General features: G+C 71.7%; 16 protein-coding genes and 4 pseudogenes. 2 read left to right on the plus strand and 18 right to left on the minus strand.

All coding sequences use genetic code 11. From position 1 onward, the window contains the following. Positions 1-189 precede the first annotated feature (189 nt). From topA to bldG, 7 genes are all read right to left on the minus strand, one after another. A complete protein-coding gene (topA, locus tag VM636_RS13710) occupies positions 190-3,054 on the minus strand; it encodes a type I DNA topoisomerase (protein ID WP_030422570.1) in 2,865 nt (954 codons plus the stop codon). A gap of 269 nt (positions 3,055-3,323) precedes the next feature. Next, positions 3,324-3,521 (minus strand): hypothetical protein, encoded by a 198-nt coding sequence (locus tag VM636_RS13715; RefSeq protein WP_030422569.1) that lies wholly within the window; start codon positions 3,519-3,521, stop codon positions 3,324-3,326. Between the two features lie 192 nt (positions 3,522-3,713). Further along, complete coding sequence (locus VM636_RS13720) at positions 3,714-5,228, minus strand: methyltransferase (RefSeq protein WP_030422568.1); 1,515 nt, start codon at positions 5,226-5,228, stop codon at positions 3,714-3,716. 127 nt (positions 5,229-5,355) lie between these two features. Beyond that, positions 5,356-5,940, minus strand: coding sequence for a hypothetical protein (locus VM636_RS13725; RefSeq protein WP_053914537.1), 585 nt, complete (start codon positions 5,938-5,940; stop codon positions 5,356-5,358). Between the two features lie 242 nt (positions 5,941-6,182). Further along, the gene (locus VM636_RS13730) at positions 6,183-8,588 is read right to left on the minus strand and encodes a sodium-translocating pyrophosphatase (RefSeq protein WP_030422566.1); all 2,406 of its coding nucleotides are present in this window, start codon (positions 8,586-8,588) and stop codon (positions 6,183-6,185) included. An 815-nt stretch (positions 8,589-9,403) separates the two neighbouring features. Continuing rightward, positions 9,404-9,829: an ATP-binding protein gene (locus tag VM636_RS13735; protein ID WP_053914538.1), complete on the minus strand. Its 426-nt coding sequence runs from the start codon at positions 9,827-9,829 to the stop codon at positions 9,404-9,406. A gap of 107 nt (positions 9,830-9,936) precedes the next feature. Further along, positions 9,937-10,278 carry an anti-sigma factor antagonist BldG gene (bldG, locus tag VM636_RS13740; protein WP_003975386.1) on the minus strand — a complete coding sequence of 114 codons (342 nt, stop codon included), beginning with the start codon at positions 10,276-10,278 and terminating at the stop codon, positions 9,937-9,939. An 80-nt stretch (positions 10,279-10,358) separates the two neighbouring features. Between bldG and VM636_RS13745 the strand changes: the two genes are divergently transcribed. Then, complete coding sequence (locus tag VM636_RS13745) at positions 10,359-12,902, plus strand: DEAD/DEAH box helicase (protein ID WP_199825514.1); 2,544 nt, start codon at positions 10,359-10,361, stop codon at positions 12,900-12,902. Positions 12,903-13,250: 348 nt separating this feature from the next. Here the strand turns inward: VM636_RS13745 and VM636_RS13750 are convergent. From VM636_RS13750 to VM636_RS13775, 6 genes and pseudogenes are all read right to left on the minus strand, one after another. Continuing rightward, positions 13,251-13,613, minus strand: a pseudogene (locus VM636_RS13750) (Rv3654c family TadE-like protein); the annotation flags it as partial. A 278-nt stretch (positions 13,614-13,891) separates the two neighbouring features. Further along, positions 13,892-14,275 carry a TadE family type IV pilus minor pilin gene (locus tag VM636_RS13755; RefSeq protein WP_078962806.1) on the minus strand — a complete coding sequence of 128 codons (384 nt, stop codon included), beginning with the start codon at positions 14,273-14,275 and terminating at the stop codon, positions 13,892-13,894. 115 nt (positions 14,276-14,390) lie between these two features. Continuing rightward, positions 14,391-14,603, minus strand: coding sequence for a DUF4244 domain-containing protein (locus tag VM636_RS13760; protein ID WP_053914564.1), 213 nt, complete (start codon positions 14,601-14,603; stop codon positions 14,391-14,393). Positions 14,604-14,699: 96 nt separating this feature from the next. Then, positions 14,700-15,494 carry a type II secretion system F family protein gene (locus VM636_RS13765; RefSeq protein WP_053914540.1) on the minus strand — a complete coding sequence of 265 codons (795 nt, stop codon included), beginning with the start codon at positions 15,492-15,494 and terminating at the stop codon, positions 14,700-14,702. Next, positions 15,491-16,366, minus strand: coding sequence for a type II secretion system F family protein (locus VM636_RS13770; RefSeq protein WP_053914565.1), 876 nt, complete (start codon positions 16,364-16,366; stop codon positions 15,491-15,493). The genes VM636_RS13765 and VM636_RS13770 overlap by 4 nt, the downstream gene beginning before the upstream one ends. Continuing rightward, positions 16,363-16,692: pseudogene (locus VM636_RS13775) on the minus strand (secretion protein); the annotation flags it as partial. The gene VM636_RS13770 and the pseudogene VM636_RS13775, both read right to left, overlap by 4 nt. A 679-nt stretch (positions 16,693-17,371) precedes the next feature. Here VM636_RS13775 and VM636_RS13780 point away from each other — a divergent pair. After that, positions 17,372-17,659, plus strand: coding sequence for a hypothetical protein (locus VM636_RS13780; RefSeq protein ID WP_338484586.1), 288 nt, complete (start codon positions 17,372-17,374; stop codon positions 17,657-17,659). Between the two features lie 43 nt (positions 17,660-17,702). Here VM636_RS13780 and VM636_RS13785 read toward each other — a convergent pair whose 3' ends face one another. The 5 genes and pseudogenes from VM636_RS13785 to VM636_RS13805 all read right to left on the minus strand — a co-directional run bounded on the left by VM636_RS13785 (position 17,703) and on the right by VM636_RS13805 (position 24,310). Continuing rightward, complete coding sequence (locus VM636_RS13785) at positions 17,703-20,177, minus strand: site-specific integrase (protein ID WP_338484588.1); 2,475 nt, start codon at positions 20,175-20,177, stop codon at positions 17,703-17,705. Beyond that, on the minus strand, positions 20,174-21,469 hold the full coding sequence (locus VM636_RS13790; RefSeq protein WP_338484590.1) for a site-specific integrase: 1,296 nt from the start codon (positions 21,467-21,469) through the stop codon (positions 20,174-20,176). The genes VM636_RS13785 and VM636_RS13790 overlap by 4 nt, the downstream gene beginning before the upstream one ends. A gap of 74 nt (positions 21,470-21,543) precedes the next feature. After that, positions 21,544-22,386: pseudogene (locus VM636_RS13795) on the minus strand (TadA family conjugal transfer-associated ATPase); the annotation flags it as partial. A gap of 497 nt (positions 22,387-22,883) precedes the next feature. Beyond that, positions 22,884-23,342: pseudogene (locus tag VM636_RS13800) on the minus strand (septum formation initiator); the annotation flags it as partial. Positions 23,343-23,527: 185 nt separating this feature from the next. Further along, positions 23,528-24,310: a hypothetical protein gene (locus tag VM636_RS13805; protein ID WP_338484592.1), complete on the minus strand. Its 783-nt coding sequence runs from the start codon at positions 24,308-24,310 to the stop codon at positions 23,528-23,530. Between the last annotated feature and the right edge of the window lie 168 nt (positions 24,311-24,478).

A 24,478-nucleotide genomic window follows, 5' to 3' on the forward strand; every position in this document is an offset into this window, starting at 1 on the left:
CGCCCCGACACCGAAATGATGCGGAGGCGTTCCGTGGGCCGCTCCCCAGACCGGGCCCCGGGGTCGCCGACGGGCGCCACGCGGGAGAACCGGAGGAGGAACCCCTGGTGGACGGTGGCGGCGTACCGGCCACCCGCCGGGGACCCGGCACGGTGTGGCGGGTCCGGCGGGCGGGTGCCGGGCCCGCGCTCAGTCCGTCCCGGTCTCCGAGGCGGCCGTCTTCTTCGCGGTGCTCTTCTTGGCCGTGCTCTTCTTCGCCGTGCTCTTCTTCGCCGTGCTCTTCGCGGCCGCGGTCTTGCCCGTGGCCGTCTTGGCGGCGGTCTTCTTCGCCGCGGTCTTCTTGGCCGCCGTCTTCTTCGCGGGGGCCTTCTTGGCGGCCTTCTTCGCCGTCTTCTTGGCGGGCGCCTTGGCACGCTTCTCCGCGAGCAGTTCGAAGCCGCGCTCCGGGGTGATCTCCTCGACGCTGTCGCCGGAGCGCAGGGTCGCGTTGGTCTCCCCGTCGGTGACGTACGGGCCGAAGCGGCCGTCCTTGACCACGACCGGCTTGCCGCTGACCGGGTCCTCGCCCAGTTCCTTCAGCGGCGGCTTGGCCGCGGCCCGGCCCCGCTGCTTGGGCTGGGCGTAGATCGCCAGCGCCTCTTCCAGGGTGATGGTGAAGAGCTGCTCCTCGGCCTGGAGCGACCGCGAGTCCGTGCCCTTCTTCAGGTACGGGCCGTAGCGGCCGTTCTGCGCGGTGATCTCGACGCCCTCGGCGTCGGTGCCGACGATCCGCGGGAGCGACATCAGGCGCAGCGCGTCGTCCAGGGTGACCGTGTCCAGCGACATCGACTTGAACAGCGAGGCCGTACGCGGCTTGACGGCGTTCTTGCCGGTCTTCGGGGTGCCCTCGGGGAGCACCTCGGTGACGTACGGTCCGTAGCGGCCGTCCTTGGCGACGATGGTGTGGCCGGTCGCCGGGTCGGTGCCGAGTTCGAAGTCGCCGCTGGGCTTGGCGAGCAGTTCCTCGGCGAGTTCGACGCTCAGCTCGTCCGGGGCGAGGTCCTCGGGGATGTCGGCGCGCTGGTGGTTCTCGGCGTCCTTCTCCCCGCGCTCGATGTACGGGCCGTAGCGGCCGACGCGCAGCACGATGCCGCTGCCGACGGGGAAGGAGGAGACCTCGCGGGCGTCGATCGCGCCGAGGTCGGTCACGAGTTCCTTCAGGCCGCCGAGGTGGTCCCCGTCGCCGTTGCCGGCGTCGGCGGCGCGGCCGGAGCCGCTGCCCTCGCCGAAGTAGAAGCGGCGCAGCCACGGCACGGCCTGGGCCTCGCCGCGGGCGATGGCGTCGAGGTCGTCCTCCATCTTGGCGGTGAAGTCGTAGTCGACGAGCCGCCCGAAGTGCTTCTCCAGGAGGTTGACGACGGCGAAGGAGAGGAAGGACGGCACGAGCGCCGTGCCCTTCTTGAACACGTACCCGCGGTCCAGGATCGTGCCGATGATCGACGCGTACGTCGACGGGCGGCCGATCTCCCGCTCCTCCAGTTCCTTGACCAGCGACGCCTCGGTGTAGCGGGCCGGGGGCTTGGTGGCGTGACCGTCGGCGGTGATCTCCTCGGCGGTGAGCGCGTCGCCCTCGCCGACCTGCGGAAGCCGGCGCTCGCGGTCGTCCAGCTCGGCGTTCGGGTCGTCGGCGCCCTCGACGTACGCCTTGAGGAAGCCGTGGAAGGTGATCGTCTTGCCGGAGGCGCTGAACTCGACGTCCCGGCCGTCGGCCGCGGCGCCGCCGATCTTCACGGTGACGCTGTTGCCGGTCGCGTCCTTCATCTGGGAGGCGACGGTCCGCTTCCAGATCAGCTCGTAGAGCCGGAACTGGTCGCCGGTGAGCCCGGTCTCCGCGGGCGTGCGGAAACGATCGCCCGAGGGGCGGATGGCCTCGTGCGCCTCCTGCGCGTTCTTGACCTTCCCGGCGTAGGTGCGCGGCTGCGCCGGCAGGTAGTCGGCGCCGTAGAGCTGCGTGACCTGGGCGCGGGCGGCGGAGATCGCCGTGTCGCTCAGCGTCGTGGAGTCCGTGCGCATGTAGGTGATGAAGCCGTTCTCGTACAGCTTCTGGGCGATCTGCATGGTCGCCTTGGCCCCGAAGCCGAGCTTGCGGGAGGCCTCCTGCTGCAGCGTCGTCGTCCGGAACGGCGCGTACGGCGAGCGGCGGTACGGCTTGGACTCGACGGAGCGGACCGTGAACCGCGTCTTTGCCAGGGCGGCGGCCAGCGCGCGGGCGGTCGCCTCGTCGAGGTGGAGGGTGTTGGCGGACTTGAGCTGTCCGAGGGAGTCGAAGTCGCGGCCCTGGGCGACACGCCGTCCGTCGACACTCTGCAGGCGCGCCACGAGGGCGGCGGGGTCGGAGGCGTCACCCGGGCGGCCCGTGGCAAAGGTGCCGGTCAGGTCCCAGTACGAGGCGGAGCGGAACGCGATGCGCTCGCGCTCCCGCTCGACCACCAGGCGGGTCGCCACCGACTGCACCCGGCCGGCCGACAGCCGCGGCATGACCTTCTTCCACAGCACCGGGGAGACCTCGTAGCCGTAGAGGCGGTCGAGGATGCGGCGGGTCTCCTGGGCGTCGACGAGCTTCTGGTTGAGCTGGCGCGGATTGGCCACGGCGGCCCGGATCGCGTCCTTGGTGATCTCGTGGAACACCATCCGCTTGACCGGGATCTTCGGCTTGAGGACTTCCTGGAGGTGCCAGGCGATGGCCTCCCCCTCGCGGTCCTCATCGGTGGCGAGGAAGAGTTCGTCGGACTCCTTCAGCAGGTCCTTGAGCTTCTTGACCTGGGCCTTCTTGTCGGCGTTCACCACATAGACGGGCTGGAAGTCGTGCTCGACGTCCACCCCGAGGCGCCGCACCTCACCGGTGTACTGCTCGGGCACCTCGGCGGCGCCGTTGGGAAGGTCGCGGATGTGCCCGACGCTCGCCTCGACGACGTAACCGGGCCCGAGGTAGCCCTTGATCGTCTTCGCCTTGGCAGGCGACTCGACGATGACGAGTCGGCGGCCGCCCTTCGCGGTCTCGCTGGTCGGGGACAACTTCGCTCTTCTCTCCGGTCGACGCTGGGGCCTCCCCAGGCGGTGGTCCCGGGGTCGGGTCGTTCTGTGTTTCGGCGGTGACGCTGCGGAGTGTGACGGTACCTCCCGCCCCCGTGTCAAACGGGAAAAGCCCGCAACGGCCACTCGAACGGTAACCCGACGAACCCTGTTCCTGCCGCCCGGAGTGCCGACCGGCCCTCGGCGCGTATCCGGAGCGCGACTCCGTGACTACCCGGCCCGCACCGGCCACGTGGCCGGAAAGCCGTGCCTCACAGGCGGGTCAGGCACCACAGGGCGAGGAGCAGCGCGACCACCGAGACGAGGCCGGCGACGGTCGCCGATGCGACCGGGTTCACACCGTCCGCGACGGGGCGGCCCTGCCGCACGCGCGTCGCGGTCCACACCAGCAGACAGCCCCCGAACAGGGCGAACACCATGCCCGCGAAGATCGCGGGTCCGCTTTCCATGACCGCCGTGCCCCCTTCTCCCCGGGCGCGGGTGCCCGGACCCAGGGAGGCTGACACGCGCGGGCGGCGGACAGGCGAACCCGAGGTGAACGGGGGCACGACGCCGCCCCTCCCCGTGCGGCGGGGCCGGGAAGGGGCGGGCACGGGGGCGTGCCGGACCGCGGCGCGCCGTGAAGACCGGTGCGGTTTTCCCTACGCCGGTTCGAGGAAGCCCTGCTCCACCAGGAGCCGGATCTGCGCGGGCGTACGGTCGCGCAGCGCCACCGGGTCCTCGCCGACGAGTTGGGCGATGGCGTCCAGGATGCGGCCGGCGGTCATCGTGCCGTCGCAGACGCCCGCGAAGCCGGCGCCGACCGTGTCGACGCGGGTGGCCCGGCGCATGCCGCGGTTCTGCCGCAGCACGACGTGCTCGGGGTCCTCGGCGCCGGGCGGCCCGACCTGCTCCTGGACGACCTCGCCGGCCAGCGTGAAACAGGCCGCGAGCAGCGCGGCGTCGTCGTTCGCGCGCAGGTAGTCGACGCGGTCGAAGTGGGCTCGGACCGTCTCGCCGAGCGGCTGCTCGACCGGGTGCGGCCACTCCTCCACGGTGACCGAGGGCGCGGCCGCCGCGGTCCGGCGCAGCGTGATCCAGCCGAAGCCGACCGCCTTGACCCCGCGCGCCTCGAACTCGTCCAGCCACGCGTCGTAGCGCGCCTCGTACGCGGCCGTGTCCCCCCGGTGGTCGCCCGCGTCCCGGAGCCACAGCTCGGCGTACTGCGTGATGTCCTGCACCTCGCGCTGGACGATCCAGGCGTCGCAGCCGTCCGGCACCCAGGAGCGCAGCCGCTCGGTCCAGTCCCGGCCCTCCACGTGCTGCCAGTTCGCCAGGAAGTGCGCGAAGCCGCCCTCGGCGAGCCGCCGCCCGGTCTGCTGGACGAGGGTGCGGCACAGGTCGTCCCCGGCCATGCCCCCGTCCCGGTACGTGAGCCGGGCCCCGGGGGAGATCACGAACGGCGGGTTGGACACGATCAGGTCGTACGTCTCCTCGCCGACCGGCTCGTAGAGCGAGCCCTCCCGCAGGTCGGCGGCGGGCGCCCCGGACAGGGCGAGGGTGAGCGCGGTGATGTGCAGGGCGCGCGGGTTCACGTCGGTGGCCGTCACGCGCGTGGCGTGCCCGGAGGCGTGCAGCGCCTGGATGCCGGAACCGGTGCCGAGGTCGAGGGCCGCGCGGACGGGGGCGCGCACGGTGAGGCCGGCGAGCGTGGTCGAGGCGCCGCCGACGCCGAGGACGACGCCCTCGGCCCGGTTGCCGATGCCGCCCGCACCGCCGACGGCGCAGCCCAGGTCGGAGACGATGAACCAGTCCTCGCCGTCCGGTCCGCCGTACGGGCGCACGTCGACGGCGGCCGCCACCTCCTCCCCGTCGGTGCGCACGAGCCACCCGTGCGCCAGGCAGTCGTCCAGGGGCAGGACGTCCGCCACGCGCGCGTGGGGCACGGGTTGCTGGAGCAGGAACAGCCGCACGAGCAGTTCCAGCGGCGTGTCGCCCCGGGTGGCCCGGAGCGCGGGCACCGTCTCGCTGCGGGACAGCGCCGCGTAGGCGGGGGCGCCGAGCAGTTCCAGCAGTCCGTCGGCGGTGAAGGACGCCCCGAGCAGGGCCTCCCGCAGTCGCGCGGCGACGTCGGGGTGGTCGGCTGAGGGAAGGGGGGAGAGGCTGGCGTTACTCACGTCCCCATTGTGGCCCGCGTCCCGCCCCTCGGCCGGGGGGCGGGCACCGCCGGGTGGACGCACTCCACGGGCCGGGGCGGGCGAGTGGCGGGGCCGGGCGCGCGGGGGCCGTCGCCGGATGCGGGGGTCAGCCCTGTGCCGCCGGGGCGGTGGCCGACTTGCAGCTCGGCTGCTTGGCCATCGCCTTGCCGACGTCGCCCTCCTCCAGGGTCCTGAGCGCGTCGCTGCCGTTCTTGCCGAGCTTGTTCAGCTCGGTGGCGATGTCCTTGAGTCCGTCGGCGAACTTGGCCTGGTCCTTGGTGTCGAGGTCCTCCACCTGCGTCTTCAGGGAGGCGTACGCCGAGGAGAGGCTGTCGAGTTCCTTGACGGCGTCCTTTTGCTTCTTCTCACCGTCGTCGACGTTCGGCGGCCCGGCCTTCTGCACGGCGGCGCCCATCGCCTTGTAGGCGTCGGACATGTCCTGGAACGCCTTCGCGTCGGTCTTCTGGACCTGCTCCGGCGTGCTGTTGTCCGAGGTCTCCTTCTGGATCGCGGTGTTGGCGGCCTCGATCTTCTTGGCCTGCGGCTGCACCGCGTCGCAGACCTCCTTCGCCCAGGCGTCCAGCTTCTCGTTGCCGTCGCCGCCGCCGCATCCCGTCAGCGCCAGTACCAGTACCGCACCGCCGGACAGCGCGGCCGCGAGCTTCTTGTTCACCGGTTTGGTCCCTTCCATGGCTCTCGGCCCCGGAACATACACGCCGGATGGAGGACACGGTCAGGACGAACATCCGTTAAGAGCGTGTCTGACGCCATTTGCACCAAGAGAGAGAAGCCTCACCACGCGCGGGCGCCCCCGTCCCGCGCATACCGGCGACACGCGTGCGCGCCATGGCCTACGGCTGGGCGGACGGCGTGTCAACACACGCCGTCCGCCCACGCCTTGGCTCTTCCCCGCTGGTCCGGGCACCGGGCCGGCTAGGACACCACCGCCGGGTCGCGCGGCGTCGGCGTGCGGCCGGGATCGTCCCCGTCGTCCACGGCGATGCCGCGCCGTTTGGACACGTACACCGCCGCGGCGATGACGAGGAACGCGACGACCGCGACCAGGACCCGTACGCCGATGCTCCGGTCCGCGCCGTACGAGAACTTGATGACCGCCGGCGCGATGAGCAACGCCACCAGGTTCATCACCTTCAGCAGCGGGTTGATGGCCGGTCCGGCGGTGTCCTTGAAGGGGTCGCCGACCGTGTCGCCGATGACGGTCGCCGCGTGGGCGTCGCTGCCCTTGCCGCCGTGGTGGCCGTCCTCGACGAGTTTCTTGGCGTTGTCCCAGGCGCCACCGGAGTTGGCGAGGAACACCGCCATCAGCGTGCCGGTCCCGATGGCACCCGCCAGGAAGGCGCCCAGCGCGCCCACGCCGAGCGTGAACCCGATGAAGATGGGCGCCATCACGGCGAGCAGTCCGGGCGTGGCGAGTTCGCGCAGGGCGTCCCGGGTGCAGATGTCGACGACCTTTCCGTACTCCGGGGTCTCGCTGTAGTCCATGATCCCGGGCTTCTCGCGGAACTGGCGCCGCACCTCGAAGACCACCGAACCCGCCGACCGCGACACCGCGTTGATCGCCAGCCCCGAGAAGAGGAAGACGACCGCCGCGCCCGCGACGAGCCCGACCAGGTTGTTGGGCTGAGAGATGTCCATCATCAGGCTCATCGGGGCGCCCTGCCCGGTCAGCTTCTCGCCCACCTGCCGGGCGCCGGTGGTGATGGCGTCGCGGTACGAGCCGAACAGCGCGGACGCCGCGAGCACGGCCGTGGCGATGGCGATGCCCTTGGTGATGGCCTTGGTGGTGTTGCCGACGGCGTCCAGGTCGGTGAGCACCTGCGCGCCGGCGCCCTCGACGTCGCCGGACATCTCGGCGATGCCCTGGGCGTTGTCGGAGACGGGGCCGAAGGTGTCCATGGCCACGATCACGCCGACCGTGGTGAGCAGGCCGGTGCCCGCCAGCGCCACCGCGAACAGCGCCAGCATGATCGAGGTGCCGCCGAGCAGGAACGCCCCGTAGACGCCGAGGCCGATCAACAGGGCGGTGTACACGGCGGATTCGAGGCCGACCGAGATGCCCGCGAGGACCACGGTGGCGGGTCCGGTGAGCGAGGTCTTGCCGATGTCCCTGACGGGGCGCCGGGTGGTCTCGGTGAAGTAGCCGGTGAGCTGCTGGATCAGGGCGGCGAGCACGATGCCGATGGCCACCGCGACCAGGGCGAGGACGCGCGGGTCGCCGCTCCTGCCCGCGATCGCCGCGTCGGTGACCCCGTCGAGGTCGGCGTACGAGCCGGGAAGATAGACGAAGACGGCCACCGCCACCAGCACCAGCGAGATCACCGCGGAGAGGAAGAAACCCCGGTTGATCGCGCTCATGCCGCTGCGGTCGGAGCGCCGGGGCACCACCGCGAAGATCCCGACCATGGCGGTGATCACACCGATCGCCGGGACCAGCAGCGGGAAGGCGAGCCCCGAGTCGCCGAAGGCGACCTTGCCGAGGATCAGCGCGGCGACCAGGGTCACCGCGTAGGACTCGAAGAGGTCGGCGGCCATGCCCGCGCAGTCGCCGACGTTGTCGCCCACGTTGTCGGCGATGGTCGCGGCATTGCGCGGGTCGTCCTCCGGAATGCCCTGTTCGACCTTGCCGACCAGGTCGGCGCCGACGTCGGCGGCCTTGGTGAAGATGCCGCCGCCGACACGCATGAACATGGCGATCAGCGCGGCCCCCAGGCCGAAGCCCTCCAGCACCTTCGGCGCGTCGGCCGCGTAGACGAGCACCACGCAACAGGCGCCCAGCAGGCCGAGTCCCACGGTGAACATGCCGACGACGCCACCCGTCCTGAAAGCGATCTTCGTCGCCTTGTGCGAGACGAGAGTGAGATCCTTTTCCGGTTCGCCCGGCGCCGGTGTCGCTTCCCGCGCCGCCGCAGCGACGCGCACGTTACTGCGGACGGCGAGTCGCATACCGATATATCCGGTCGCCGCCGAGAACACCGCACCGACCAGGAAGAAGATCGACCGTCCGGCGCGCTGATTCCAGTCGTCCGCGGGCAACAGCATGAGCAGGAAGAACACCACGACGGCGAATACGCCGAGCGTGCGCAACTGCCGGGCCAGATAGGCGTTCGCGCCTTCCTGGACCGCCGCCGCGATCTTCTTCATGCTGTCGGTGCCCGCATCCGCCGCGAGTACCTGACGCACCAGGACCCCCGCCAGCACCAGAGCGGCCAGGGCGACGACCGCGATGACCGCGATCAGCACCCGGTTCCCGTCGGTCAGCACCGCGGCGGCGAGGTTCGGGGACGCGCCCCATTGATGAGGGATGGGAAGCTCCGCCATTCGTCCTCCTTGACGCTTGGGCTGAGCTCACGATGTGGACGGGATTGTAGGTACGGGAACCTGATCAAAACAGAGCACGACAAATAGATGTGCACTGTCAACCGAAAAGCGCCGTTCGCGGTAACGCCTTTCGGGCGTTAAATCGACCGGGAAGAGATCACTCTTTTCGTGATCCATTCACAGCACACGCGGAACGTGAAGGAATTCGCGTGGTGCACTGGACCACTGTAGGCGCGGGCCTCCCCTGCCGCACGCGCCGAAAGGCACGCCTGGGACGGGGCCTTTCGGGTGGCCCGGGTGCCGGGTGAGGGGGCGGGAGCGCTCGGCCGAGGCGGGGCGGGTCGGCCCTGGGAGGTGCCACGGGAGAAGGCAGGGGGTGCTCGCCGGGCGGGTCGCGGGAGGTGCCACGGAGGGGGTGCTCAGGCGCGGCGGAGGTGAGGGTTGACCCCCGGGAGGACGCCCTGAACGCTGAGGTGGTGTCGATGCGGTGCAGGTGGGTCACCTGGGGCGGGCGTCAGCGGGCGGTACCGCGGATCGGGTCCGGAGCGGGCGCGCGGGCTTGCGAACGGACGGGCGTGACCGTGCCCGTCCGAGGTGCGCCGAAGCGGACGCGCGCGGGCTTCCGAGCGCCCCGGGAGGCGTGACGCCGCGCGGACTGGGCCGGGCGGGCTCGGTGAGTCCAGGGGCCGGAGCACCGACGGTGTGGCCGCCACCGGAGAGGACCGACCTCGGGTCGGTGCGAAAGACGGCTGCTGCCGGGGGAGCTACGGCCACCGGGGCCGGGGCTCCGGGAACGGAGCGTGCGGTCGATCGGATCAGGCGGTCGGCAGGTCGGCGGGGGCCGTCGGCCAGGTCATGCGGATCAGGCCACCGCCCTCGTCCGCCGTGACCTCGACGTCGTCGACGAGCCCGCTGATGACCGCGAGGCCCATCTCGTCCTCCTCGGCCTCCGCCTCCGCGGCGGGGCCGCCGGCGGCGCCCATGACGGCGTGCGGCGCCTCGTCACCGACCTCGATGGAGAACTGCTTCTCCTCCTCGATCAGCGCCACCGTCACCGGCGCCGTGATGCCCACGTGCCGATGCAGGCCCACGGCCCGGCTGCACGCCTCTCCGACGGCGAGCCTGACCTCGTCGAGGACCGCCTCGTCCACTCCGGCCCGGCGTGCCACGGCGGCCGCCACGAGACGGGCGGTGCGGACATGCTCGGGCAGCGCGCTGAAGCGGAGTTCAACGGTGGCCATGCATCCCCCTCGGAGCTACGGGCGTGCTGTCGAGGGTCCGGGCGGACGCCGGCCCGGACCCCCTCGTGCTACGGGCGCCCCGGGCCGGGCGGGCCCGGGACCGGCCGTCAGTCGGTGGCCGCCACCGCTTCCTCGACCGAGGTGTGAATCGGGAACACCTTGGTCAGGCCGGTGATGCGGAAAATCTTGAGAATGCGCTCCTGGTTGCAGACCAGGCGCAGCGAGCCCTCGTGGGCACGCACACGCTTCAGGCCACCGACCAGCACACCGAGCCCGGTGGAGTCGAGGAAGTCCACGCCCTCCATGTCGACGACGAGGTGGAAACTCCCGTCGTTCACCAGCTCGACCAGCTGCTCGCGCAGCTTGGGCGCGGTGTATACGTCAATTTCGCCACCGACCTCGACGACCGTACGATCGCCGACGGTACGGGTCGACAGGGACAGGTCCACGGATCCTCCAGCACCTTGCTATCGAGCGGTCGCCCCTCAGGGCTTCGGCTTGAAGCCCCCAGGACGGTTCGCCAGCCGCGATGGCATTCAATCACTTACCGGCAGGCGTGCACGACGCCTTGGTCCCATTGTCCGTCACGCCAGTGACACACTCGGTGCCGATGGCCAAGAATCACCGATCCGATCGACCCCTGGCCGAGCCGGGCTCCCGGCCGGTTCCGGGCACGATCCTGCACCGGCTCGCCGCGGGCCCGAGCCGGTCTGCGCGCATCACTCATACGGAGCACTTGCCCCCGCGCGCGGGACGTCATGCCGACTGGCCGGACCGGATTCGCCCGGAGGTGGTCGACGCCGTGCGGGCGGCCGGCGTCGAACGCCCCTGGGCCCACCAGGCGCGCGCCGTCGAGCACGCGCTGGACGGCGACTCGGTGGTCGTGGCCACCGGCACCGCCTCCGGCAAGTCCCTCGCCTACCTGGTCCCGGTGCTGTCCGCCCTGCTGGACGGTGCCGGACCCCTCGCACCGCGGGACGGGCGGGGCGCGGCGGCGGATCCCGGCGCCGTGGCGCGGAGGGCGGGCGGGCGCGGGGCCACGGCCCTCTACCTCGCCCCCACCAAGGCGCTCGCCGCCGATCAGCACCGGGCGGTGAGGGACCTCGCGGAGCCGCTCGGCACTCCCGTACGCGCCGCGGTGTACGACGGCGACACCCCGTTCGAGGAACGCGAGTGGATCCGCCAGTACGCCACGTACGTCCTGACCAACCCGGACATGCTGCACCGGGGCATCCTGCCCTCCCACCCCCGCTGGTCGTCGTTCCTGAAATCGCTCGAGTACGTCGTGATCGACGAGTGCCACACCTACCGGGGCGTCTTCGGCTCGCACGTCGCCCAGGTGCTGCGGCGACTGCGCCGGCTGTGCGCCCGTTACGGCTCCTCCCCGGTCTTCCTGCTGGCCTCCGCCACCGCCGCCGAGCCCGCGGTGGCGGCCCGCCGGCTCACCGGGGTACCCGTGGTGGAGGTCGCCGACGACGCCTCGCCCCGTGGTGAACTGGTTTTCGCCCTCTGGGAGCCGCCCCTGACCGAACTCCGGGGCGAGAAGGGAGCACCCGTACGCCGTACGGCCACCGCCGAGGCCGCCGACCTGCTCACCGACCTCACCGTGCAGGGCCTGCGCTCGATCACCTTCGTCCGTTCCCGCCGGGGCGCCGAGCTGATCTCGGTGATCGCCCAGGAACGCCTGGCCGAGGTCGACCGGTCGCTGGCCCGGCGTGTCGCGGCCTACCGCGGCGGCTATCTCCCCGAGGAGCGCCGGGCCCTGGAAAGCGCCCTGCACTCGGGTGAACTCCTCGGCCTCGCGGCCACCAACGCCCTCGAACTCGGCGTCGACATCTCCGGCCTGGACGCCGTGGTGATCGCCGGCTATCCGGGCACCCGCGCCTCGCTGTGGCAGCAGGCCGGCCGTGCGGGCCGGTCCGGGGAGGGGGCCCTCGCGGTGCTGGTCGCCCGGGACGACCCGCTGGACACCTTCCTGGTCCACCATCCGGAGGCCCTGTTCGACCAGCCGGTGGAATCCACCGTCCTCGACCCCGACAACCCGTACGTCCTGGCCCCGCACCTGTGCGCGGCGGCGGCCGAACTGCCGCTGACCGAGGAGGACCTGCCGCTCTTCGGTCCCGCCTGCGAGAAGGTGATCCCCCAACTGGAGGCGGCGAGACTGCTGCGCCGGAGGACCAGGGCCTGGCACTGGACGCGCCGCGAACGGGCCGCCGACCTGACCGACATCCGCGGCGAGGGCGGCAGGCCGGTCCAAGTCGTGGAGGCCGGTACGGGCCGGCTGCTCGGCACGGTCGACGCCGGGGCCGCCCACACGACCGTCCACGAGGGCGCCGTCCACCTCCACCAGGGCCGCACCTACCTCGTCCGCTCCCTCGACCTGGAGGACTCCGTAGCCCTCGTCGAGCAGGCCACCCCGTCGTACTCGACGGTCGCCCGCGACACCACGGCGATCTCCGTCCTGGAGACCGGCACCGAGATCCCCTGGGGCGACGGCCGCCTGTGCTACGGCTCGGTCGAGGTCACCAACCAGGTGGTCTCCTTCCTGCGCCGCCGCCTGATCACCGGCGAGGTCCTCGGCGAGACCAAGCTCGACCTGCCGCCCCGCACGCTGCGCACGCGGGCGGTGTGGTGGACGGTCACCGAGGACCAGCTCGACGCGGCCCGGATCGGCCCGGAGATCCTCGGCGGCGCCCTGCACGCCGCCGAGCACGCCTCGATCGGCCTGCTGCCCCTCTTCGCGACCTGCGACCGCTGGGACATCGGCGGCGTCTCGGTCCCGTTGCACGCGGACACGTTGTTGCCGACGGTCTTCGTCTACGACGGCCACCCCGGCGGGGCGGGCTTCGCCGAGCGTGCCTTCCACACGGCCCGCGACTGGCTGGCGGCCACGCGCGAGGCCATCGCCTCCTGCGAGTGCGAGGCCGGCTGCCCGTCCTGCATCCAGTCCCCCAAGTGCGGCAACGGCAACGATCCGCTGCACAAGCGGGGTGCGGTCCGCCTGCTGACCGTGCTGCTGCGAGGCGCGGAGGGCGACGGAGGCAGTGGTGGCGGGCCCTCCGTGGCGGACTAGCCGGGAGTGCCCCACCGCCTGCCCCGGCCGGGAACGGGCGCGACGGGACGGCTCCGGCGTCACGTGCTTCGCGCCGGGCTCAGGGGCTGTCACCACCGGCTGCTCGACGACAGGCCGGGGGTCCACGCCTGCCTGCCGGGGGTCCGGGAGAGCGCCGGGAATCACCGGCCCGCGCGACCGCGACCGCACGACGGGGCTCAGGGACATCGCCGTCTTCGCCGGGGCACCGGCAGGACCCGCGGACGCGACCCCGCGCACCGGATCCCCCGCGGCACGCCCCGCCGTGCCGGTCGGTCCGGCCGGCCCCGTCCGTGAAGGGCCGCCGGACCACTCCCCCGGCTCCGGCTCCGGCCCCGCTCGGGCACGGACCTCCGCCGCGAAGGGGCCCCGGCCCGACGACGCCGTCACGTCCGAGACCTGCCCGACGAGCACGCACCGCACGAGCCGCGTGCCCTGGGCCCGTGCGATCCGGTCCGCCCGCTCGCAGGCCGCCGCATCGCCACGTGCCCAGTGGTCCGCCGCCGCGAGTGCCGCGAGGTCGGCGCCGCCGGCCGCGCGATGCCGGGCCACGACTGCCTGCCCCAGGGCCAGCACGACGCCGAACACCAGGCACAGCACGGCGATGACGACGAGACCCCAGACAGTGGCCGACCCCTGGTCGCGTGCCGGGCCGGTCGAGGCCCCGGGGACCGCGAACGCCTCCGGCTTCACAGCCCTGCCCGGCGTTCCGCGCCCGGCGGCGTCCAGGCCGTCCACGCTTCTGATCGCCGACCCGCCCGCGACGGCGTCCGGGGTGCACGCGGCACTGCCCGCCGATTCGCACCCGGCGGCGTCCAGCTCCCGGCCCGGGACGACCGCCGGACCGTGGCGGAGCGGGACGCCCCGGCCCTCCTCCGCCCCCGAGCCCGCCCAGCCGCGCGCAGGTGGCCCGCCGTCCCGGCGGAGGCACAGGAGCGCCCGCATCGGCCACCGGAGCCTGCCACGGCCCGTCACGCCCCGTCTCCCGACTCTCGGGGGCCGGGGCGCCCGGTTCCCGCTCCCCGGGCCATCGTCCGGTCCGGCGCCTGTTCCGCCGCCGCCACCGCCTCCTCGCGTACCTCGAACGGCAGGGCGCTCAGCACCGGGAGTGCGGCCACCACGACGATCCGGACCCGGCCCCCCTCCCGGCCGACCGTGATCCGCGCGCCGCGCGGGGCTGCCTGGCGGGCGACCTCGAGGACCGCGTCGGGCGGGTCCTGGCGGGCCGCGGCGCGGGCAGCCGCCCGAGCCGCGTCCACACACTGGATCTGGGCCGCCACCACCAGGAGCACCCACACCAGAGCCATGGCGAACGCCACCAGCACCGGCAGCACCACGGCGGTCTCCGCCGTCACGAACCCCTCATCGCCCGAGCCGGTGAACCGGCCACCGGCCCGCGGATCGCACCGCCCCCTGTCGGCCGGTCCGCCGTTTCCCCCTCCCGACCGGGCCGGCCGGCTCGTCCGCCGCTCACATCCGCACACTGAGCGCCTGCTTCACGATGCGCTGCAACTCGGTGCTGACCGCCCCGCTCGTCACCACCTTGTAGAGGACCACCGCGAACGCCACGGCCGCGACGATGCCCATCGCGTACTCCGACGTGACCATGCCCGCGTCCCGTCGCCGTGCCGTCCGTACCTTGATCACCAGGGCACGCAGCCGTGCCCGTACCGCCTGAGACATCACAACCCCCGTAAGGTCCGTTCCCACCGCCAGCCCGCTGTTCCTCCGCTGTCGGCCGCCCACGTCAGTGGCACTGCGCCGTGCGGCTCCGTCCCGTCATCGACCACCTCCTCCGCCCAGCGCCCCGCCCGCGAGGCCGATCACCACGGGGAGGACGCCCACCGCGACGAAGGCGGGCAGGAAGCACAGCCCCACCGGAGCGGTGACCATGACGGCGGCCCGACGAGCCCTGGCCGTCGTCGCCCGTGCCCGGTCGGCGCGTGCCCGCGCGGCGAGACGGGCGACGGGAGCGGCGGCGGGCAGCCCGGACACGTCGGCCCGTTCCAGCAGCCGTGCGAGCGGTCCGGCGCCCGGAAGCTCCGCCAGGGTGCGCCAGGCGCCGCCGGGTTCTCCGCCGAGCCGCACTTCCGCCGCGCCGCGGGCCAGAGCGTCTCCCAGCGGGCCGCCGAGGGCATCGCCCACCGCCTGGGCCGCCACGACCGGGCCGGCGCCCGCGGCGACGCAGGCGGCCAGGAGGTCGGCGGCGAGCGGGAGTTGACGGGCCGCTTCCTCGGCGCGGGCCTTCTCCGCCTCCTCGCCGGTCGTCGCTCTCCGGCGCTGCCGACGCCACAGGCCGGCCGCGACCAGCAGTCCCGTCACGGCTCCGGTCGCGCCCCCGATCAGGGCCCACCCGGCTCCCACCGCGCCCAGCAGAGGCAGCACCCGGCGCACGGCGTCCATCACTTCGGTGCCCCGGGTGCCAGGGCCGGCCGGCTCGGGTGTCAGCAGTGCGGTGAGCCGTCCGCGTGCCTTCCGGTCCCGCCGGGTCGCGCCGGCCCAGTACACCAGCGCCGCGGCCGCTGCCGCCGCCCCCACCACCACCCCCAGCCTGTGGACCACGTCGCCGCTCATGTCACCGCCTCCGCTCCCCGCACGATCCGCGTCACCCACCACACGCCGAGGCCCTCCAGCACCCCGCCGGCCAGCAGACAACCCAGCCCCGCTCCGGTGTGCAGCAGTACGTGCAGCGGGTCCGCGCCCAGGGCGACGCCCAGGAGAAGCCCCAGTGCGGGGAGGCAGGCGAGCATCACGGCCGTGGCACGGGCACCGGCCAGTTGGGCGCGCAGGTCGGCCCGTTGCTCGCGTTCCGCGCGCAACGCGGTCTCCAGCCGGTCGAGTCCGGCCGCGAGCCCCGCGCCCTGGTCCACGGCCACCCGCCAGCACGCCGCGAGGCCCCTCAGTCCCTCGGCACCCGGTCTGCGTGCCGCCGCGGTCAACGCGCCTGGGACGTCCCCGCCGAACCTGGCCGCCGCCAGCAGCCCCGCCCGTGCCTCCCCGAGCCCGGCGAAGTCCCGTGCGGCCCACAGCAGTGCCTCGGCCGGCTGCCGCCCTGCCCGCACTTCGCCGGCAAGGACCCCGCACAGCGCGATCACCGCGTCCTGCCGTCGCTCACCATCCCGCCGGACACTTCCGGCCCGCCGCACCCCGCGCAGCACCGGTACCCCGGCCGCCCCCGCGACGACCGGCAGCACCGAGCCGCCGAGGACCGCCAGGAACAGTCCGGCGACCAGGCACCACCACTCGGGGCGCAGCCTGCCGTGGGCCCGCAGCGCGGCTTCCCGCAACCGCCGTGCCGGGCGCGGCGGACCGGCCCCGGCCGTGCCTCCGTGGGCGAGCAGGAGCCTCGCGCGCCGCACCCCGGGATGTCCTCCGCCCGCCAGCCACCCGGCCACGCCCAGACACACCAGGGCCAGTCCCACCGACAGCTCGTTCGTGGTCGTCACCGGCACACCTCCCCTGCCGGGACCTCCGCGGGGAGCCGGTCGCCGCGCAGCAGTTCACGCAGCCGCGCCCAGCCCCGCTCGGCCACGAACGCCTCGGGGCCCCAGCGCAGCGCAGGTACCGTCCGGACCAGGCCCGAGGGGTCCCGTTCCAGGACGTGGACCTCGGCGATGCGGCGCCGTCCGGCCCTGTCGCGCACCAGGTGCAGGACCACCGACAGGGCCGCCGCCAACTGGCTGTGCAGCGCCGCCCGGTCGAGCCCGGCGGCCGTGCCGAGGGCTTCCAGCCGGGCCGGGACGTCGGCGGCGGCATTGGCGTGCACGGTGCCTTCTCCGAACTTAGAAGTCGCGCATGCTCCGAGCTCTCCGAGGATAGAAAGAGTGCTGGTCACGGGGCCTCCTCTCATGAAAGCGGCTCCGCCAGCGTGCTGGCGGAGCCGGGGGTCAGGCTCGTGCGGCGATCTCGCCGAACGAGGGCATTCCTAGGTAGATCGACTGTCTGACTCGGCGCGGGTCCGGGCGGAGCATCGGACGGCGGATGCAGGCTTCTCTGAACTAGGAGGCAAGGGCCCCAATAGCCCCCCCCCTGTTCAAACGTGAGACATGTCACACCGCACTGCTGGGTGAGCCGAGCGGTGCCGAAGCCCCAGGTCACAGCGTCACAAGCGGAAGAATTCGATCTACTCCGCATCGACAGGCTTTGCGGGTTTTAGTGGCTCTCATGTCGCGCACGGCGCCGCGAATGTAATGAATGTGCTGTTTCTTCCGGCCATCCGCCCAAGTAGAACGACTTACTGCAGGAGAGCGGGCTGATGGCCGCTTCCAGGCAGGATGTGGTATTTCCACGAGCCCCAGCATGGCGCCCGCCCATTTGACGTAAGTTGAGGCGCGCGAAAATCCTGAGAGTTGCCTGGTCAGAGCCCTCGGGTCCAGCATGGTTCAACCGGCGACCGCGGGCCGCCGCCTGACAAGGCGGCGGCCTCCTGCTGTCACAGGAGGCCGCCGGTGGTGGTGAATCCGATCTCCGCGAAGGGAGCCGTCTTCATGGACCATGCTAGGGCGGACAGCGAACGACGCCCACTCCAGCCCGGTCTAGCCCACGCCATTCGCCGTCGTCGGTTGCTGCTTGTTGGCGGCATCGCGATGGTTTCAGGGGTGCTGTGTGCCCTGGTGTTGCTGAACGCAGTATCGCCGGAGCAGGCATCAGCGGTGGGTGTGATCACAGCTTCCTGCACTGCTTTGGTCAGGACTGTTATTCCTGATCAGCAGCGGGATGGCGCCGCTATCGAAGACTGACGAGGGCCCGCGGCCAATGCCGTGCGGGGTCCTGACAAGCTGATCAGGACCCCGTTTCGGTGTCCGCGACCGTACTTCGAGCGGCGATGTCCCCGAACGAAGGCATTCCTAGGTAGATCGACTGTTTTGATCTTGCTGCTTGCGCGTCCATCTGAGCGAGCTTGTCCTTGGCCCCTTCAAGGGTGGTCCCGTGGCCCTTGACGTCGCCGAGCCAGCCTTCTCGTTCGGCCTCGGCGATGCGGTCGACGAGGTTGTCCCTGATCTCGACCAAGCGCCATCGCTGGCGAGGATCAGGTCGGAGCATCGGACAGCGGATGCAGGCGTGTTCGTGGATGCAGGACGTTCCGTAGGCTCGTCCGCAGGTGCCAATCGAGACCTTGCGGAGCTCGAAGTGCCCCAGGAACTCGTCCCACTCGGCGTCGGTCGGCCTACGGTACTCCTCGCTGGGACGGGTCGACCGCCGCCGCGCGATAAACGAGCGGTGGGCCTCGATGGCCTCCATGGGGTAGATCGCCTTGTAGCGCATGGTCGTTGAGATGTCGTCGTGCCCGGCGATGACCTGCGCGATATGAGGTGGCAGGCCGTTCATGATGGCATCGGTGATGAAGATCCTTCGGAAGTCGTGCGGCTGGTAGTCGAGCGGCTGACCTGTGTTGTCGGTCAGGCCGGCGAAGTCGAGGGTCTCGTTGAGTGCCCTGCGGATCGTGGTCTCGGAGATCGGCCTGTTCTGACCGCCCGTGCGCCATTGGAACAGCAGAGGCATGGGCGGGTTCCAGACCTTCTCGCCGACGTCGTAGGAGCGGACCAGCGGAACGGTCCCGGCGGCGTCGCGGACTCGGCAGATGATGGCGCCGAGCACGTCGGCGAGTTCGGGGCTGACCAGCAGGAGTCGTTCCTGGTCGGTCTTCGAGGGGGCGATCTGCAGGAGCGGAACGACCTCCCCAGTGGTGGGGAGCGTGTACTGGGTGATGCTGTGGTGGCTGACCTCCAGCATCTCCTCGATGCGGACGCCAGTGTGTCGGAGGAACTCCACCGTCGCCCAGGCCCAGAAGGCCCGGTTCTCGGTATAGCCGAACGTGCATCGCCGCCCGTCCTCGTCATAGACGGTGTTGGCGGCGACGCCGTCTGCCCAGCGGGGGTGCCGGATGCGGGTGTAGTTCTTGCCTAAGACCGAGAAGGTGGCGCCGGGGGCGGCCGCGAGGGCCGCCTCATTTCGCGTGCGGGCCTCCTTGAGCTGCCGGTCCGCGGCCTCGACGAGGGTGGGCAGGACGGGCAGCCGTTCCCGGGTGCGCTGGTCCGACTTCGCCTTCTGCCGCCGGGCGTGCTTCTTGTAGTTCAGCTCGGCTTCCTTGACGGGACTGGGGGCCACCCAAGGTGCCCAGCGGCCCGGCTCCTCGACGGCCCACTGGGAGATGTCGAGGTAGAAGGCCCGGATGACGTTCAGCACCGAGATGGCGCTTTGCCGTTCGGTGGTGATCTCGATGTAGCTGCCGTCCGGTTGCCGCTTGCGGCGGGTCTTGGTGCGAATGCGTTCCTTCCATGCGGTCGCGACGTTCTTCGGCAGTCGCAGGGAGTCGATCCCTGGGTGGTGGCGTTCAAGGTCGGCCCAGAACAGCTGGGCGAGGTTGCGCGAGAGCCCTTCCAGCGACGTGTAGTCCAGGGCTGGTTGGCGCTCGGTGAGGTAGTCGACGATCAGGTCGCGGACCGGGCGGCACTGCAGCTGGTAGCGGTCCACCAGCTCCTCGACGCTGACCTGCCCGGCCCGCCGTTTGAAGTCGCGGAGGGTGGCCGGCGCGTCCGGGGGAAAGACCTCCAGGTCCTTGAGCCAGAGGTAGAACAGTGACCGGCCGCTTCCCGTGGCCATGGTCTCGTGCTCGATGCCTCGCAGTTCGAGGCAGTCGCCGACGGTGATGTCGCTGACCTTGCCGCCTTTGGCCAGGATGATCGTGGAGATGTGGTTCCGGGCCTGCAGGCCGAGCTTGGCGTCCCAGACGCCTGGGGCGGCCTTGGCCTCCAGGGCGGAGAAGCCGTCCGGGTCACGGCACTCGGCCACGATCTGACGCATGTGCCGCGACCGGCGGGTCAGCAGCCAGCGGGGGTCGGGCCGGATCACGTCAGCGCAGGCCATCCCGAGGATGCCCGATCGCAGGACGCCATCGGGGATGGGGTCCGCGTGCTCTCGGACCCAGGGTCCGAGATCCGGAAGGTCGAGGGCAAGGTGCTTGTCCAACGGGCTGTTGCGCCACCGCTGTTGCCAGGTCTCGCCGTCGAACCGCTCAAGCCATCGCATCACGTTGCGGGCCCCGCGCCAGCGTGTGTAGCGCGTGTTCTTCGCAGCGTCTTTGAACAGCTCGTTCAGCATGTCGAGGACGGTGTCGCTGTCGACCGCGGTCTCCGGCCAGGTCTCCGGGACGGTCCGCGGCGGGTAGGCCTTCTGCAAGGCCTTGTAGTGCGAGCCGTGAAACGCGAGAACAGGGCCTTGAGCTGGCACTTTGGCCAGCAGTGTCGTGCTCGTCATGATCGGCCGAACAGGACGTCCAGGCTCGCCGCGTTGTAACCGGGAGCCGGTGGCCGCGGCGTCGGGAGTTTCCCTGCGGCCTGGCGGGCGTGGTGGGCAAGCAACTGCTCGACGATCTCGTCCTGGCTGGCCGCCAGGTAGATCTCCGTGGTGGAAAGGTGAGCGTGGTTGAGGACCCACTGGACGTCCGTGAGCGACAGCTCGGGGTCCCGGGCCATGCGGTAGGCGGCGGTGTGCCGCAGGTCGTGCAGGGTCCAGTTCGTTCCGAGGAGATCGTTGGCCCGGTTGAACATCATGCGGGCCGCGTCGTACTCCAGCGGGCGCCAGGGCTTCCTCAGCGTCCACCACAACGTCTCGTTGCGGCCCCGGGGGACCCCGCCTCGCCAGGCCTGTTCCTGGGCCAGGCGGAGCCAGACGAACGCGTCGGTGGAGGCCGGAACTTGTTGGTATTCGCGGGTGCCCTTGCGAGTCACCCCGATCAGTTGCTCGCCCGGGAGCGCGTCCTTGTTCTTGCTGCCGAGAAGTTCATCGGCTCGGACTCCGGTGGAGACCCAGAAGGCCAGCAGAGCACGGTCCCGATCGTGATTTAGGGCGGCGAACAGGGCGTTGAACAGGTCGTCGGGGATCCGCTTCGGGATCCGCTTGGGCACGGTTGGGCGGTAGCGGCCCGTCCGTTCGTCGAGGAAGGCCTCCATGGGGTTGTGGTGGGCGTTCGGCCGGGCCGCCGCTTGAGCTCTGCGGGAGCGTCGGGACCGGTCGAGTGGGAACGGGTTGAGTAGTGGTCCGGTGCCCTCTTCGCAGTGGAAGTCGTAGAACAACCGGATGGACGTCTCGTTGTGGGCCCTGGTCGTCGGTGCGTACTTTTCGCCCGGACCGGACTTGCCTGTCAGTGGGTTCGGGGTGCCGCGATCTGGTCGGCTCTGCTTCGGGAGCCCGCCGGGCGGCAGCCCGTACTTCTGGTAGCGCCAGTGCAACCGGACTGGTTTGTCGGCGAGTTGGAGCCACCGGGTGAAGTCCCGGGCGTCGGCCCGGGACGCCTTGTTCCAGGGGATCTCCAACGTCCACAGGAACCGGTGCCACCGCAGCAGGTCCATGCCGTACGACCGGATCGTGGCCGGCGGCTTGGCGCATGCTTGCAGTTCGGCGAACCACTCAGCCACCGGCTCAACGACGACGTCAGCAGGGTCGAGCAGCCTGTACGGCTCCTCTTCCTTGCCCGTCTCTTCCAGGCGGCCGATCTGCGGCACGGTCAGGTTCGTCAGGTCCTTGCGGAGCACTTCAGGTGAGTTCACGGACGGGCTAACGCAAGAACCCTCATCTGGTCACTGACCTGGGAAAACGACCTACTTAGTTCGGTCAACAGGCAGCAACCGCCTTCGTGGCCGGTGTTCAGGGCGGCGAGCAGGTGGACGACCTCCGGGCCTCGGACCTCGCCGACGACCAGCCGGTCCGGTCGCATCCGCAGCGCCTGTCGGACCAGGTCCTCCAGGCTGACCCGGCCCGCGCCCTCCTGGTTCGCGGGCCGGGTCTCCAGGCGGACGACGTGCGGATGGTCGGGCCGCAGTTCGGCCGAGTCCTCGGCGAGGACGACGCGTTCGCCGGGCCCGACGAGACCGAGCAGGGCACTCAGGAGAGTGGTCTTCCCGGTGCCCGTGCCTCCACTGACGAGGAAGGACAGGCGTGCGTGCACGAGGGCGCGCAGCACTCCGTCCCCACCGGGCGGCACCGTGCCCGCCGCCGCGAGTTCGCCGAGCGTGAAGGCGCGGGGCCGCACCACCCGCAGGGACAGGCAGGTACAGCCGACGGCGACCGGGGGCAGGACGGCGTGCAGCCGGGTGCCGTCGGGCAGCCGGGCGTCCACCCAGGGCCGGGCGTCGTCGAGCCGCCGTCCCGCGACACCGGCGAGACGCTGGGCCAGGCGCCGTACCGCCGCCGCGTCCGGGAAGGAGACCGGCGTCAGTTCCAGCCCGCCGCCCCGGTCGACCCAGACCCGGTCCGGCGCGGACACCAGGACGTCGGTCACCGCGGGGTCGGCGAGCAGCGGCTCCAGCGGGCCGGAGCCGACGAGTTCCGACCGCAGTTGTTCGGCGGCACCCAGGACCTCGGCGTCTCCGAGCACCCGTCCCTGGTCGCGCAGAGCCTGCGCCACGCGCGCAGGTGTCGGTTCCGCCCCGCGGTCGGCCAGCCACCGCCGTACGCCGTCGAGCAGGCCCGGGGCGGCCCCGGTCCCCGCCCCCGGGGGCGCCGGCGGGACGGCTCCGGGCGCCGCGGCCGTCCCGCTCCCCGGCCGGTCGAACACGACCGGCCCCGCGGCCACGGGCGTCCGCTCCCCGGTCCCGGCCGGCCGGCCGTGCTCCGGGTGGGGTTCCCGGTCCGTCTCCCCGGCCTCCAGCTCCACCGCGGCCCACGACGGCCGTCGCCCCCGGGCCGGGAGTCCGGTCGTGACCGACCCGGCCGGCCTCCGCGATGCCGTCCCTGCGGCGACGCCCGTGGGGAGCACCGTGGAAGGTCCCCTCCGGCCTGCCGGCGCACCCTCCGTGCCGGCGGGGAGCCCCGCGAAAGGCCCCGTCCCGCCTCCCGGTGCCACCCCGGAGGACGCTCCACCGCCAAGCCGTCCGAAGGCCACCCCCGTGGGCCTCCCGACCGACGCCTCCGCGCCCTCCGGCCTCGCGTACATCCCCGCCGCCTCGCCGCTCACCCGCGTGTTCACGCCGCTCCACCCCCGTCCACGACCAGGGCGCGTTCCCAGAACTCCCGGCAGAAGCGGGCCAGCGGCCCCCTGCCCGCCGCGCCCGGCGGACGGCCACCCTCCGTCCCCCGCAGCAGCCCGGACTCGACAGGCACCTCGCCCACCAGCGGCAGCCCGAGCAGCCGGGCCACCTCGCGGTCGTCGAGACCGGCGCCGTACGGCCCCCGCACCACGACGCGCAGGTCCCGCAGGACCATGCCGACGGCGGAGGCCACCCGGCCCGCCGCCGCGACCGCGCGCAGTTCCGCCGGGACGACGAGCAGGGCGACGTCGAGCTGGGCGAGAACCTCGGCGGCCCCGTCGTCGATGCGGCGGGGCAGGTCGACGACGACCGTGCCGCCCCTGCGCCGGGCCGCGGCCAGCACCGCCCGTACGGCCTGGGGCGGTACCGCGACACAGTCACCCCTGTCCCAGCTTCTTTCCGCAAAGATCGTGTCCCTCGCAGGTCACGTCTCTTTGGGCAACGAGCGAAGCGCCGGCTCGTGTCACGCTCATTCTGTGCGTGGTGTCGCTTAGAAAGCTCACCCGGAGCGTACCTGGTGATGAGAAACACAGGCACCAGGAGGACTTGCCCCCTGAAGGTGAAGCCCCTCAACTTTGGTCAACGAGGCCAAAGGTGCCGTATCAACTCTTCCTTGAGCCGGTTCGTGAGCTGCTCACCTTCCTGCAGATCCTCTACTGGTAGGCGGACAACCTGGATCCCGCAGCGCTGCCACTGAAGGTCTCGGTTTCTGTCATCGGCGTACCGGCGGCGGTCGCGGTGGTGGGGCCCGTCAACTTCAAAAACGACTGCCCGTCCGTTCCCAAGCACGATGATGTCGGGCGTCCAAGTGTGGCCAGCCTGCAGCCGCACGCCGGGGAGCGGCGCGATCGCTATAGTCCGGTCGGGCGGAGTCGTGGCCTGGATTTGCCTGAGCGCCCGGTAGACCTGCTGCTCTTGGCGGCTGCCGAGCGAGAGCCCATCTTCTACGGGATGGTTGGGCGCCAACCGCTCCCGGCGGGCCTGGTTGGTGGGCCGCTCCTGGGCTCGCTCCTTCAGCCCTTTTCTCCAGTCGCTCGGGATGGTCGGCAGGACCTCTTTGACATGCATGCGGTCGGTTGCCGTGTAGCCGTTGCGTAGGGCGACGTCGAGCAGGACAGTCGCGATGCGCCCCTGGATCTCGTCGGTGAACGCGGACATCAAGTGATCATCTACGTACAGCACGGCAGCCATGATGTAGGTCTGGATGCCACCAGAGGCTTGGTAGGAATCACCCGTACTCTCGAAGTCGAGGTAACTGGCGTCCGCGAGTAGCTGAGCGGCTTCACGGTCTCCCTTGCGATCCAGCAAGATCGCTGTCTGCCCCAGTACCAGGTTGGCCTCTTCATCGGCATCCATGTGCATCCTCGTAGTCTGGCAGCCGGATCTGACAGGCACAGCCGGGTTGGTCGAGCGGCTCAGGAACGTTGTTGCAAGCGGCAGTTGCCCTCTGTACCGGCACGGCAGACCAGGTCCATCATGATGTGATGCCGTCTACACCTGCGGTCACTCCGGCTGCTCTTCGTGAAGCCA

The organism is Streptomyces sp. SCSIO 75703 (assembly GCF_036607905.1).
Classification (GTDB): domain Bacteria; phylum Actinomycetota; class Actinomycetes; order Streptomycetales; family Streptomycetaceae; genus Streptomyces.

What these genes read in the sequence shown, in the direction of transcription:
- VM636_RS13760 (WP_053914564.1), bottom strand. Translation starts at nt 14,603, where the DNA reads ATGTCTCAGGCGGTACGGGCACGGCTGCGTGCCCTGGTGATCAAGGTA.
- VM636_RS13745 (WP_199825514.1), top strand. Translation starts at nt 10,359, where the DNA reads ATGGCATTCAATCACTTACCGGCAGGCGTGCACGACGCCTTGGTCCCA.
- VM636_RS13715 (WP_030422569.1), bottom strand. Translation starts at nt 3,521, where the DNA reads ATGGAAAGCGGACCCGCGATCTTCGCGGGCATGGTGTTCGCCCTGTTC.
- VM636_RS13735 (WP_053914538.1), bottom strand. Translation starts at nt 9,829, where the DNA reads ATGGCCACCGTTGAACTCCGCTTCAGCGCGCTGCCCGAGCATGTCCGC.
- VM636_RS13805 (WP_338484592.1), bottom strand. Translation starts at nt 24,310, where the DNA reads ATGCACATGGATGCCGATGAAGAGGCCAACCTGGTACTGGGGCAGACA.
- VM636_RS13725 (WP_053914537.1), bottom strand. Translation starts at nt 5,940, where the DNA reads ATGGAAGGGACCAAACCGGTGAACAAGAAGCTCGCGGCCGCGCTGTCC.
- VM636_RS13765 (WP_053914540.1), bottom strand. Translation starts at nt 15,494, where the DNA reads ATGAGCGGCGACGTGGTCCACAGGCTGGGGGTGGTGGTGGGGGCGGCG.
- VM636_RS13730 (WP_030422566.1), bottom strand. Translation starts at nt 8,588, where the DNA reads ATGGCGGAGCTTCCCATCCCTCATCAATGGGGCGCGTCCCCGAACCTC.
- VM636_RS13785 (WP_338484588.1), bottom strand. Translation starts at nt 20,177, where the DNA reads ATGACGAGCACGACACTGCTGGCCAAAGTGCCAGCTCAAGGCCCTGTT.